Genomic DNA, 13709 nt, shown 5'->3' on the forward strand with positions numbered 1-13709 from the left:
ACGCCCGGTTACATTCCGAACCCGGAAGCTAAGCCTTACAGCGCCGATGGTACTGCAGGGGGGACCCTGTGGGAGAGTAGGACGCCGCCGAACAAATTTTGACAGAGCTGGTCCCCGAACTTCGGTTCGGGGACCAGCTCTTTTTTGTTGTGCGTCACTTGCAGTTCACGTTGCGCGACCACCATCCGAGGCATGGGTACTGCTGCAATGCTCAGGGCCGCGGGTGTCGGAGCCGGCGACGAGGTCATCGTGCCGGCCTTCGGGAACGTCGAGGTCGCCGAGGCCGTGACCCTGGCCGGGGCGATACCGGTGTTCGCCGACATAGACCCGGCGACGTACTGCCTGGACGCCCTCGCGGTCGAGGACGTGGTGACCCCGCGGACCGCTGCCGTGGTCGTCGTACACCGCTTCGGGCGGCCGGCCGCCATCACCCGCCTGCACGGGATCGGACAGCAGCACGGCCTCCTGGTGCTGGAGCACGGCGAATCCGACGCACCGTACGACGAGATGGCGCAGCGCAGGGCGCGGGCCGCCTACCTCGACGCGCGGCTCAGCGGAGTACGGACACCGGACGGCGCGGACGGGCACACCTACCAGCAGTACGTGGTACGCGTGCCCGGCAACGGGCGGCCCGACCGGGACGCCTTCGCGCGGGCGGTGCGGGCCAAAGGCATCGACTGCCGGGTGCCCGTGAAGACACCGGTGCACCGCATGCCCGGGTTCCGCCGCGACGTCTGTCTCCCGGAGACCGAGCGCGCCTCGGACGAGACGCTCGCCCTGCCCGTGGACGCCTCACTGACCAAGCGCGACATGCAGCGGCTGGTCTCCGCGTGCAATGCGCTCGGGGGACTGCTGCAACCCGCCTTCTGATCACGGCGGACTGGTTGGGTCCACGGTTCTGTTCGGGGTATGATCTATTCCGTTGCCGCGGGGGAAACCTCGAAAAGGCGACCGGCCCCCATAGCTCAGTCGGCAGAGCGTCTCCATGGTAAGGAGAAGGTCAACGGTTCGATTCCGTTTGGGGGCTCCACACGAAAAGGCCTCCGCCCATCCGGGCGGGGGCCTTTCTTCGTATTCGATTCGGGGTCTCCGACGAATCGGACTTCCGGCTTTTTCGGACAGCCGGCGGGACAGTCCGTCGGTCAGTCCCTCTGAAGGCCCGGGACGCGCATCGCGAGAATCGCCATGTCGTCAGACGGGGCGTCCGAGGCGAAACGCTCCACGGCACGCATGATGCGCGCCGCCACCGCACCGGCCGTCAGCCCCGTGCAGGTGGTGAGGACATCGGCCAGACCGTCGTCGCCGAGCATGCGGGTGCCCTCACGACGCTCGGTCACCCCGTCCGTCACGCAGAGGAGCACATCGCCGGGATCCAGCGTCACCGTCTCCTCGTACAGCTCCAGGTCCTCCATGACGCCGAGCAGGGGCTGCGGTTCCGCGGCCGGTTCGACCGTGCCGTCCTGGCGCAGGCGGAGCGGCAGCGGATGCCCCGCGCAGACCACCTTGAGGATGGCCGAGCCGTCCTCCTGCGGCCACAACTCCCCGTACAGGAGCGTCAGGAAGCGGCTGCGGGCGCCCTCGTCGAGAATCGCGGAGTTCAGGCGCTCCAGGACGGCCGGGCCGCCGAAGCCCTCGCGGGCGAGGAGCCGCAGCGCGTGCCGCGCCAGGCCCGTGACCGCAGCAGCCTCCGGGCCCGTACCGCAGACGTCGCCGATGGCGAAGCCGTAGGCACCGTCGCGGATCGGGAAGACGTCGTAGAAGTCGCCGCCCACCTCGTTGCCCTCGCCGGCCGCGCGGTAGATGACCTCGACCTCCACGCCGTCGATCACGGGGAGTTCGGGCGGCAGCAGGCTGCGCTGGAGGGACTGGCTGATGGCCGTGCGCTCCGAGTACAGGCGGGCGTTGTCCAGGGCGAGCGCGGCCCGGCGGCTCAGGTCCTCCGCCAGCTCCAGGATCTCCTGGCGGAAGTGCTCGTCCGACGGCTTGCCGAGCGTGAGCATGCCGATGACGCGGTTGCGGGCCACCAGCGGGAGGACGACGGTCTCGCCGCCGACCGCCGCGGCGGTGGCGAGGTTCGTGCCGATGCCGGAGCCCGACGACGGGGACTCGCCCAGGCCGAGACTGCGCATTGAGGTGCGCAGCGCCGTCTGGTGGGCCGCCTCGGCGGGGGCCGACCAGACGCGGGCGCCGGGGGTGGGGACCGGATCGGGCGGCGAGATCTTGGACAGCAGGGCCTTGAGGCCGTCGATGCGCTCCTCGTCCTCATGCAGGACGTACGAGAGATACGGGTCCGAGGACTGGTCGGCGATCGTGTAGACAGCGCACCAGGTGGCCAGCGTGGGGACCGTCATCTGGGCCATCAGGGCCAGCGTCTGGTCGCGGTCCAGGGTGCCGGCGAGGAGGTCGGAGGCCTCGACGAGGAAGGACAGGGAGCCGCGGCGCAGGCGTTCCAGCTCGCCGAGGCGGGCGGACTCGACGGCCAGCGCGATGCGGTCGGCGGCGAACTGCAGGCGCAGCGCCTCCTCGTTCGAGTACCTGCCGGGCGCCTCGGCGGCGACACCGAGGGAGCCGGTGAGGCGGCCCTCGACCTTCAGGGGGACGGTGACGACGGAGCGCATTCCGGTGCCGTTCAGCAGGGGGACGGCACCGGGGACGGCCGCGAGGTCGTCGTGGACGGCCGGCATGCGGGCCGAGCCGTAGCGGCCGGGGCCCGCCTCGACGGGGACGCGGGCGAAGCGCTGACGGGCGGAGGGCAGGCCTGTCGAGGCGCGTACCTCCAGTTCCGTCTCGTCGTCGGTGGCGAGGAGCAGGAAGGCGGAGTCGGCGTCGAGCATGTCGCGGGCGCGCTCCACCGTGCGCTGGAGGAGGCCGTCCAGGTCGTCCGGGGCCGGAGAGCCGATGAAGACCTCGAACGGGTCGGTGCTCTGGCCCTCGCTCATGGTGCCGGAGTCGGCGGAGGCGCCGCGCAGGGGGGTCTGCAGGACGGCGCGTTCGTGATTGCGCACCAGGAGGCAGACCGTCGAGGGTTCGCCGCCCGTGTCGCGGACGCGCAGGTGGGACGCGTACACGGCGATCACGCGGCCGTCGGCGCCGCGGAGGCCGTAGCTGCCCTCCCAGCGCGAGAGCTGGAGGGCCTCGACGATGCCGGTGCTGGTGCCGGGGGTGTGCGGCCAGGCGGCGAGGTCCGTGAGCGGTTTGCCGGTGACCTGCTCCGCCGTGTATCCGAAGAGTTCCTCGGCGTCCTCGTTCCAGGCGGTGATGGCGCCGGTGCGGTCGATCTGGACGACGGCGACGCGTACCCGGCCGTCGGCGAGGGGGAGCAGCGCGGCGGGGAGGGCGGGACCGGCGGTGCGGGTGCCCACCGCGCGCTCGGGCAGGTCGAGCTGGAACCAGACCCGCTTCCGGGTGGGCGTGTACTCGACGCCCCAGCGGTCGGCCAGGGCCCCGCAGAGCTGGAGGCCGCGGCCGCCCTCCCGGTCGGGGCTGCCCATGCCCGCGGAGGTCCCCTGGAGCGGGATCTCGCGTTCCGGGTAGCGGTCGGCCACCTCGACGCGTACGCCGTCGTCACTGCGCAGACACAGGACGTCGGCGGACGTGCCGGCGTGCACCACGGCGTTGGTGACCAGTTCACTGGTGAGGACCACGGCGTCGTCGACGATGTCGGCGAAGCCCCAGCCCTGGAGGGTGTCACGTACGAACCCGCGGGCGGTCGCGACCGATCGCCCCAGGGGCTCGAAGGTGGCGGCCGCGCGCGCGGTGATCACAGAACTCCTCGTCCGGTTGTCGGCGTGCAGGGCTCCGTGGTCTACCCGCTCCTGCCGGGGCAGGGGCTGGTCCCCCGTCGGCCGGGGATCCCGGGGTGCTTCCCCGGGACGCAGTCCGGTGGTCATGGTGCGGCGCCCCTCCGATGCCTGCCCGCTCGTGCTCGTGCCACCGCCCAGTCCGGACGGAACCGGCGTGGCTGGACAGCCGCATGCAAGGTTACTTACCTTCGCGGTCCGCGCGGATGCCGGTCGCCGGTGTTTCCGTCCGGAGGGTGTGCGGACGATGTGCGAGCTGCCGAACTGTTATGGCCTGGTTCGGCCGGGGTGAAACACTGGGGATGCTCCTTGGGAAGGTCCGGGCAGGCAGAGGACCTTCCGAGTGTGCCGGGCAGAGGTACGTTCGGTACGCCGAGCGGAAGTACCTGAGCACGCAGAGCAGTAATGGTCGACCCCTGCGGGAGGGACACAGTGGAGTCTGGCGCAGCGACGCGGGGCACGAGGACGCGCGCGAAGGACGGACAGTCCCCGAGCGGCGGGCGTGCACCGCGCGGTGGTACGACAGCGGTGGACACGGCCGCGCTGAACCGGCTGCTGGCCGCCCTGGTCTCGATGCGGGACGGCAACTTCCGCAAGCGGCTGACGGTCTCCGGCGACGGTGTGATGTCGGAGATCGCGGCGGTCTTCAACGAGGTGGCCGACCGGAACCTCCAGCTCACCGGCGAGCTGTCGCGGGTGCGGCGCATGGTCGGACGTGAGGGCAAGCTCACCGAGCGGCTGGAGACGGGTGCCTGCGAGGGCTCCTGGGCGGCCGCGATCGAGGCGTCCAACGCGCTGGTCGACGATCTCGTACGGCCCGTCTCCGAGGTCGGCCGGGTGCTGTCCGCGGTGGCCGAGGGCGATCTGTCGCCGCGTATGGAGCTGCGGGCGCAGGCTCCGGACGGCAACGGCCATCCGCTGCGCGGCGAGTTCCTCAAGGTCGGGCGCACGGTCAACAACCTGGTCGACCAGTTGTCGACGTTCACCGACGAGGTCACGCGAGTGGCCAGTGAGGTGGGCACGGAGGGCAAGCTGGGCGGGCAGGCGCGGGTGCGCGGGATGTCCGGTTCGTGGAAGGACCTCACGGACTCGGTCAACACGATGGCGTACCGGCTGACGGCTCAGGTGCGGGACATCGCTCTGGTGACGACGGCGGTCGCCAAGGGTGATCTGTCCCGGAAGGTCACGGTTCATGTGGCCGGCGAGATGCTGGAGCTGAAGAACACCGTCAACACGATGGTGGACCAGCTGTCGTCCTTCTCGTCCGAGGTGACGCGGGTCGCCCGGGAGGTGGGCACGGAGGGTGAACTCGGCGGCCAGGCCCAGGTACCGGGTGTGGCGGGAGTGTGGAAGGACCTCACCGACTCGGTGAACCTGATGGCCGGGAACCTAACGGCCCAGGTGCGCGGGATCGCGCAGGTGACGACGGCGGTCGCCAGCGGTGATCTGTCGCAGAAGGTGACGGTGTCGGCGCGCGGCGAGGTCGCGCAGCTCGCCGAGACGATCAACCAGATGACCGAGACGCTGCGCACGTTCGCCGACGAGGTCACGCGGGTGGCGAACGAGGTCGGCGGCGAGGGCCGGCTCGGCGGCCAGGCGAACGTGCCGGGTGCGGCGGGCACCTGGAAGGACCTCACCGACTCGGTGAACACGGTCTTCCGGAATCTGACCACGCAGGTGCGGGACATCGCCGCGGTGACGACGGCGGTGGCCAACGGTGACCTGTCGCAGAAGGTCACCGTCGACGTGGCCGGCGAGATGCTGGAGCTGAAGAACACCGTCAACACAATGGTCGACCAGCTGTCGTCCTTCGGTGCCGAGGTCACGCGCGTGGCGCGGGAGATCGGCGTCGAGGGCGAGCTGGGCGGCCAGGCGCAGGTGCCGGGCGCGGCGGGTACGTGGAAGGACCTCACGGACTCGGTCAACACGGCGTTCCGCAACCTCACCGGTCAGGTGCGCAACATCGCGCAGGTGACGACGGCGGTGGCGAACGGCGACCTGTCGCAGAAGGTCACCGTCGACGTGTCCGGCGAGATGCTCCAGCTGAAGAACACCGTGAACACGATGGTGGACCAGCTGTCGAGCTTCGCGGACCAGGTGACGCGGATGGCCCGGGACGTAGGTACGGAGGGCCGCCTCGGCGGTCAGGCCCGCGTGGACGGCGTGTCCGGTACGTGGAAGGAGCTCACCGACTCCGTCAACTTCATGGCGGGCAACCTGACCTCGCAGGTGAGGCAGATCGCCCAGGTGACGACGGCGGTGGCGCGGGGTGACCTGTCTCAGAAGATCGACGTGGACGCGCGCGGCGAGATCCTGGAGCTGAAGAACACCATCAACACGATGGTCGACCAGCTCTCCGCGTTCGCGGACCAGGTGACGCGGGTCGCCCGTGACGTGGGCACGGAGGGCCGGCTGGGAGGTCAGGCACAGGTGCCCGGCGTGGCCGGTGTGTGGCGCGACCTGACGGACTCGGTGAACGGCATGGCCGGCAACCTCACCGCGCAGGTCCGCAACATCGCGCAGGTCGCGACAGCTGTGGCCCGCGGTGACCTGTCGCAGAAGATCGACGTGGACGCGCGCGGCGAGATCCTGGAGCTGAAGAACACCCTCAACACGATGGTGGACCAGCTCTCGAACTTCGCCGAGCAGGTCACGCGGGTGGCCCGTGAGGTGGGTACGGAGGGCATCCTCGGCGGGCAGGCCGAGGTGCAGGGTGTCTCCGGCACCTGGAAGGACCTCACGCAGTCCGTGAACTTCATGGCGAACAACCTGACCATCCAGGTGCGCAACATCGCCGAGGTCACGACCGCCGTCGCCAAGGGCGACCTGTCGAAGAAGATCACCGTCGACGCGAAGGGCGAGATCCTCGAACTGGTCACCACGGTCAACACGATGGTCGACCAGCTCTCCAACTTCGCCGAGCAGGTGACCCGGGTGGCCCGTGAAGTGGGCACCGAGGGCAACCTGGGCGGGCAGGCGCGGGTGCCGGGTGTCACGGGCATCTGGAAGGACCTCAGCGACAACGTCAACGTGATGGCCAACAACCTGACCAATCAGGTGCGGAACATCTCGCAGGTCGCGACGGCGGTGGCCAACGGCGACCTCACCAAGAAGGTGACGGTCGAGGCGAGCGGGGAGGTCGCGCAGCTCGCCGACACCGTCAACACCATGGTGAAGACGCTGAGTTCGTTCGCCGACCAGGTGACCCGGGTGGCGCGTGAGGTGGGCACGGACGGCATCCTCGGCGGGCAGGCGCGCGTGCCGGGGGTGTCCGGCACGTGGAAGGACCTCACCGAGTCCGTGAACGGGATGGCGTCCAACCTGACCGGTCAGGTGCGCAATATCGCGATGGTCACGACGGCCATCGCGAAGGGCGACCTGACGAAGAAGATCGACATCGACGCGCGCGGCGAGATCCTGGAGCTCAAGACCACCATCAACACGATGGTCGACCAGCTGTCGTCCTTCGCGGAGGAGGTCACCCGCGTCGCCCGTGAGGTGGGCACCGAGGGCCAGCTGGGCGGCCAGGCGCGGGTCCGCGACGTCGACGGCACCTGGCGCGACCTCACCGAGTCGGTGAACGAGATGGCGGGGAACCTGACCCGGCAGGTGCGCGCCATCGCGCGCGTGGCGACCGCGGTGACCCGCGGCGACCTGAACCTGAAGATCGACGTGGACGCCTCGGGCGAGATCCAGGAGCTTCAGGACTACATCAACAAGATGATCGCCAACCTGCGCGACACCACCATCGCCAACAAGGAGCAGGACTGGCTCAAGGGCAATCTGGCGCGCATCTCGGCCCTGATGCAGGGGCGGCGCGATCTGGAGGACGTGGCCTCGCTGATCATGAGCGAGCTGACGCCGGTCGTCTCCGCGCAGCACGGTGCGTTCTTCCTCTCCATGCCGCTGCCGGACGGCAAGGACGCGGGCGCCCAGGACGAGGAGGCGTACGAGCTGCGGATGCTCGGCTCGTACGGCTACTCGATGGGCTCCATGCCGACGTCGTTCCGGCCCGGTGAGGCGCTGATCGGGACGGCGGCGCAGGAGAAGCGCACGATCCTGGTGGAGAACGCGCCGAGCGGCTACCTGAAGATCTCCTCCGGGCTCGGTGAGGCGCCGCCGGCGCAGGTGATCGTGCTTCCGGTGCTCTTCGAGGGCACCGTCCTCGGGGTGATCGAGCTGGCGTCGTTCACGCCGTTCACGCACATCCAGAAGGACTTCCTGAACCAGATCGCCGAGATGATCGCGACGAGCGTCAACACCATCTCCGTCAACACGAAGACGGAGGTGCTGCTGAAGCAGTCGCAGGAGCTGACCGAGCAACTCCGTGAGCGGTCGGCCGAGTTGGAGAACCGGCAGAAGGCCCTCCAGGAGTCCAACGCCGAACTGGAGGAGAAGGCCGAGCTGCTGGCCCAGCAGAACCGTGACATCGAGGTCAAGAACACCGAGATCGAGGAGGCGCGGCAGGTCCTCGAGGAGCGCGCCGAGCAGCTCGCGGTGTCGATGCGCTACAAGAGCGAGTTCCTCGCCAACATGTCGCACGAGCTGCGTACGCCGCTCAACTCCCTGCTGATCCTGGCGAAGTTGCTCGCGGACAACGCCGACTCCAATCTCACTCCGAAGCAGGTCGAGTTCGCCGAGACGATCCACGGCGCGGGTTCCGACCTGCTCCAGCTGATCAACGACATCCTCGATCTGTCGAAGGTCGAGGCGGGCAAGATGGACGTCTCGCCGACCCGCATCGCCCTGGTGCAGCTCGTCGACTACGTGGAGGCGACCTTCCGCCCGCTGACGGCGGAGAAGGGGCTCGACTTCTCCGTGCGGGTCTCGCCGGAGCTGCCCGCCACGCTGCACACCGACGAGCAGCGCCTCCTTCAGGTGCTGCGCAACCTGCTGTCCAACGCGGTGAAGTTCACCGACTCGGGAGCGGTGGAACTGGTCATCCGGCCGGCGGGCGCGGACGTGCCGGTGGCCATCCGGGAGCAGCTTCTGGAGTCCGGTTCGCTGCGGGACGCGGACGGTGATCTGATCGCCTTCTCGGTGACCGACACCGGTATCGGGATCGCGGCGAGCAAGATGCGGGTGATCTTCGAGGCGTTCAAGCAGGCGGACGGCACGACCAGCCGCAAGTACGGCGGTACGGGGCTCGGGCTGTCCATCTCGCGGGAGATCGCGCGGCTGCTCGGCGGGGAGATCCACGCGCAGAGCGAACCGGGGCGCGGCTCCACGTTCACGCTGTATCTGCCGCTGTACCCGAGTGAACTGCCGCCGCAGGGCTACGGGCAGCTGGCGCCGGAGCTCGGAGCGGGGGAACTGCTCGCGTCGGAGGCGGAGCAGGCCGGGTCCGGCGTCGAGACGCCGGCCGAGGTGAGGTCTTACCAGGACACCCAGAACGGTCCCGCCGCGCTCTTCAGGCGGCGGCGCCGGGCGGTGCCCGCCGCCGAGCAGCGGCCGGGGCTCGGCGGGCCGTCGGCGGCCGGGGCGACGCCGGAGCGGTGGCAGGGTGACGGGCAGCAGCAGGAGACACCGCGGCCGAGGTCCGGCATCCGCTTCGACAGCGAGAAGGTGCTCATCGTCGACGACGACATCCGCAACGTCTTCGCGCTCACCAGCGTCCTGGAGCAGCACGGCCTGTCCGTGCTGTACGCGGAGAACGGCCGCGAGGGCATCGAGGTGCTGGAGCAGCACGACGACGTGACGGTCGTCCTGATGGACATCATGATGCCGGAGATGGACGGGTACGCGACGACCACGGCGATTCGCCGGATGCCGCAGTTCGCGGGCCTGCCGATCATCGCGCTCACCGCGAAGGCGATGAAGGGCGACCGGGAGAAGGCCCTCGAGTCGGGTGCCTCCGACTACGTGACGAAGCCGGTCGACCCGGATCACCTGCTCTCGGTCATGGAGCAGTGGATGCGGGGGGAGTGAGGCGGGCACACCGCTACACCGTGTCAGCGGCAGGGGGGCCGGGCCGGGTGATCCGGATCACCCGCCGGGACCGCCCCCGCGCCCCTGTGCCGACCCGGGCCCATGGTGGAACGCGCCCGACGTGCGTGACTGACGGTGCTCGAAGTCGTGTAGAACCCGGGATGCGGGGAACCTTCTGGTCTCCTACCGCGTTTCTGCTACGTGCACAGTGACATCACGGTGACAGGGTGTGGCGACGAGCGGGGTGCGGCTACGATGACCGGCACAAGGACGGGCGGCGCAAGGGAGTCGTCCCCTGGGGCGGCGCCCGGCGCACTGCCGGGGCGAGGAGGGCGGGCCATGGTGCAGAAGGCCAAGATCCTCCTGGTCGATGACCGGCCGGAGAATCTGCTGGCGCTGGAGGCCATCCTCTCTGCGCTCGATCAGACACTGGTGCGGGCATCGTCAGGGGAGGAAGCGCTCAAAGCGCTGCTGACCGACGATTTCGCGGTCATCCTGCTGGACGTGCAGATGCCGGGGATGGACGGTTTCGAGACCGCCGCCCACATCAAGCGGCGGGAGCGGACGCGGGACATCCCGATCATCTTCCTGACCGCGATCAACCACGGCCCGCACCACACGTTCCGCGGGTACGCGGCCGGCGCGGTGGACTACATCTCCAAGCCGTTCGACCCATGGGTGCTGCGTGCGAAGGTCTCCGTCTTCGTCGAGCTCTACATGAAGAACTGCCAACTCCGTGAGCAGGCCGCCCTGCTGCGGCTCCAGCTGGAGGGCGGCGGCAAGGCGGCGCTCGGTGACGCCAAGGAGCCGGCCGGACTGCTCGCCGAGCTGTCCGCGCGGCTCGCGGCCGTCGAGGAGCAGGCCGAGGCACTGTCCAAGCAGCTCGACGACGACTCCGCCGACGCCGTCGCGGTGGCGACCGCGGCTCATCTCGAACGCAAACTCACGGGCCTGCGCAGGGCCCTGGACGCCCTGGAGCCCGGTACCGGGAGCGGCGCTCCTTCGGTTTCCTCGCAGAACTGACGCGCGGCACCCGCCGGTTGCCTGCCGGGGAACGAACCGTTCCCCGGCGCGGCTCGGTGTGGCGCGAGGCGCGGAACCGGTGAACCGGCGTCAGTTCCGGTCCCCGGCAGGGGCGACACGAACGGGTGAAGCAGTAGGCACACGTGTCCGCTGTCGTCTCCACCGGTAACCTCACACCCATGGCCTCACGTCAGCCCGCAGCCAAGAAGCCGCCCGCGAAGAAGGCGGTCGTTCCGACGCGGGCTCCGGCGAAGAAGGCCCCCGCCAAAAAAGCCGTCCCGAGACGGGCGCCGGCCAAGAAGGCCGCCGTCAGGAAAGCCCCTCCCCGGCCGGCGCCCAGTCCGACCGGGGGCGTGTACCGGCTCGTACGCGCCGTGTGGCTCGGCGTCGCGCACGCCGTCGGAGCGCTGTTCCGCGGCATAGGGGCGGGTGCCAAGGGACTCGACCCGGCGCACCGCAAGGACGGCGTCGCGCTGCTGCTGATCGGCCTCATGCTGATCACCGCGGCCGGTACGTGGTCGAACCTCCAGGGGCCCGTCGGCGAGCTCGTCGAGATGCTGGTGACCGGCGCCTTCGGCCGGCTCGACCTGCTCGTCCCGATACTGATCGGCATCGTCGCCGCGCGCCTCATCCGGCACCCGGAGAAGCCCGAGGCCAACGGCCGCATCGTCATCGGGCTGTCCGCCCTCGTGATCGGCGTGCTCGGCCAGGTGCACATCGCGTGCGGGGCGCCCGCGCGCAGCGACGGCATGCAGGCGATAAGGGACTCCGGCGGACTGATCGGCTGGGGCGCGGCGACTCCGCTGACGTTCACGATGGGCGACGTCCTCGCCGTACCGCTGCTGGTGCTGCTGACCGTCTTCGGTCTGCTGGTCGTCACGGCGACCCCGGTCAACGCGATTCCGCAGCGGCTGCGCCTGCTCGGCATGAAGCTCGGCATCCTCGCGCCCCCCGAGGACGTGGACGTCTTCGGCGAGGACGACGAGCGCTACGAGGAGCAGTGGCGCGAGGCGCTGCCCGCGCGCTCCCGGCGCCCGCGCGCCCCTGAGGCGTACGACCCGGACGGTGTCGAGCAGGAGGCGCTCACCAAGCGCCGGAGCCGCCCCCGGCGCTCCGCCGTGCAGCAGCCCGACATGGACCGCCCCATGGACGCGGTCGACGTCGCCGCGGCCGCCGCTGCCGCGCTGGACGGTGCCGTCATGCACGGAATGCCGCCCTCGCCGCTGGTGGCCGACCTCACGCAGGGCGTGAGCCCGGAGCGGGACGGTTACGAGGAGACGACGCCGGTCCCGGCCGCGCGTGCCAAGACCGCTCCGGCCGCCCGGCCCGGCGCGAGTGCCAAGCCGGCGAAGCAGGACCCGTTCAGGGCCGACGCCGTCGTGCCCGACCTGACCAAGGCCGCGCCCGAGCCGCCGCGTGAACTGCCCTCCCGCGCGGAGCAGCTCCAGCTCTCCGGGGACATCACCTACGCGCTGCCGTCCCTGGACCTGCTGGAGCGCGGCGGCCCGGGCAAGACGCGCAGCGCCGCCAACGACGCCGTGGTCGCCTCGCTGTCGAACGTCTTCATGGAGTTCAAGGTCGACGCCGCCGTCACCGGCTTCACGCGCGGCCCGACGGTCACCCGCTACGAGGTCGAGCTCGGCCCCGCCGTGAAGGTCGAGCGGATCACGGCGCTCACCAAGAACATCGCGTACGCCGTCGCCAGCCCGGACGTGCGGATCATCAGCCCGATCCCCGGCAAGTCGGCGGTCGGCATCGAGATCCCGAACACCGACCGCGAGATGGTCAACCTCGGTGACGTGCTGCGCCTCGCGGACGCGGCCGAGGACGACCACCCGATGCTGGTCGCGCTCGGCAAGGACGTCGAGGGCGGCTACGTGATGGCCAACCTGGCGAAGATGCCGCACGTCCTGGTGGCCGGCGCGACCGGCTCCGGCAAGTCGTCCTGCATCAACTGCCTGATCACCTCGGTCATGGTGCGCGCGACCCCGGAGGACGTGCGCATGGTGCTCGTCGACCCCAAGCGCGTCGAGCTGACCGCGTACGAGGGCATCCCGCACCTGATCACGCCGATCATCACGAACCCGAAGCGGGCCGCCGAGGCGCTCCAGTGGGTCGTACGGGAGATGGACCTGCGCTACGACGACCTCGCGGCGTTCGGGTACCGGCACATCGACGACTTCAACGAGGCGATCAGGAACGGCAAGGTGAAGCTGCCGGAGGGCAGCGAGCGCGAGCTGAGCCCGTACCCGTATCTGCTGGTGATCGTCGACGAGCTCGCGGACCTGATGATGGTCGCCCCGCGCGACGTCGAGGACGCGATCGTGCGCATCACGCAGCTCGCGCGCGCGGCCGGCATCCACCTGGTGCTCGCCACGCAGCGGCCGTCCGTGGACGTCGTCACGGGTCTGATCAAGGCGAACGTGCCGTCCCGGCTCGCCTTCGCCACCTCCTCGCTCGCCGACAGCCGGGTCATCCTCGACCAGCCGGGCGCCGAGAAGCTGATCGGCAAGGGCGACGGACTCTTCCTGCCGATGGGGGCGAACAAGCCGACCCGTATGCAGGGCGCCTTCGTCACCGAGGACGAGGTCGCGGCCATCGTGCAGCACTGCAAGGACCAGATGGCCCCGGTCTTCCGGGACGACGTCACCGTGGGCACCAAGCAGAAGAAGGAGATCGACGAGGACATCGGCGACGACCTCGACCTGCTGTGCCAGGCGGCCGAGCTGGTCGTCTCCACCCAGTTCGGGTCCACCTCGATGCTCCAGCGCAAGCTGCGCGTCGGCTTCGCCAAGGCGGGCCGGCTGATGGACCTCATGGAGTCGCGGAACATCGTCGGCCCGAGCGAGGGCTCCAAGGCGCGTGACGTGCTCGTGAAGGCGGACGAGCTGGACGGAGTGCTGGCCGTGATCCGCGGGGAGACCGAGGGGTAGGGAAACGGGGCGCACGGGCCGTCCC

Annotated in this window: 5 protein-coding genes, 1 tRNA gene and 1 rRNA gene; 6 read left to right on the forward strand and 1 reads right to left on the reverse strand. The window is 70.0% G+C overall.

Going from position 1 to position 13709, the window contains the following annotated elements; all coding sequences use genetic code 11:
- The 3 genes from rrf to ACFYP4_RS00015 form a co-directional block, all read left to right on the forward strand.
- Positions 1–93, forward strand: a 5S ribosomal RNA gene (rrf, locus tag ACFYP4_RS00005); the annotation flags it as partial.
- 114 nt (positions 94–207) lie between these two features.
- Positions 208–870 (forward strand): DegT/DnrJ/EryC1/StrS family aminotransferase, encoded by a 663-nt coding sequence (locus ACFYP4_RS00010; protein WP_388782627.1) that lies wholly within the window; start codon positions 208–210, stop codon positions 868–870.
- An 84-nt stretch (positions 871–954) separates the two neighbouring features.
- Positions 955–1030, forward strand: a tRNA-Thr gene (locus tag ACFYP4_RS00015).
- A gap of 112 nt (positions 1031–1142) precedes the next feature.
- Here the strand turns inward: ACFYP4_RS00015 and ACFYP4_RS00020 are convergent.
- Complete coding sequence (locus ACFYP4_RS00020) at positions 1143–3890, reverse strand: SpoIIE family protein phosphatase (RefSeq protein WP_358855566.1); 2748 nt, start codon at positions 3888–3890, stop codon at positions 1143–1145.
- A 342-nt stretch (positions 3891–4232) separates the two neighbouring features.
- On the opposite strand from ACFYP4_RS00020, the gene ACFYP4_RS00025 reads away from it, so the two are divergent.
- From ACFYP4_RS00025 to ACFYP4_RS00035, 3 genes are all read left to right on the forward strand, one after another.
- Positions 4233–9728, forward strand: a complete 5496-nt coding sequence (locus ACFYP4_RS00025; protein ID WP_388781195.1) for a HAMP domain-containing protein — start codon at positions 4233–4235, stop codon at positions 9726–9728.
- Positions 9729–10067: 339 nt separating this feature from the next.
- Positions 10068–10751 (forward strand): two-component system response regulator, encoded by a 684-nt coding sequence (locus ACFYP4_RS00030; RefSeq protein ID WP_388781198.1) that lies wholly within the window; start codon positions 10068–10070, stop codon positions 10749–10751.
- Between the two features lie 179 nt (positions 10752–10930).
- Positions 10931–13684: a DNA translocase FtsK gene (locus ACFYP4_RS00035; protein WP_388781201.1), complete on the forward strand. Its 2754-nt coding sequence runs from the start codon at positions 10931–10933 to the stop codon at positions 13682–13684.
- Positions 13685–13709 lie beyond the last annotated feature (25 nt).

The organism is Streptomyces sp. NPDC005551 (genome assembly GCF_042871785.1).
Classification (GTDB): Bacteria; Actinomycetota; Actinomycetes; order Streptomycetales; family Streptomycetaceae; genus Streptomyces.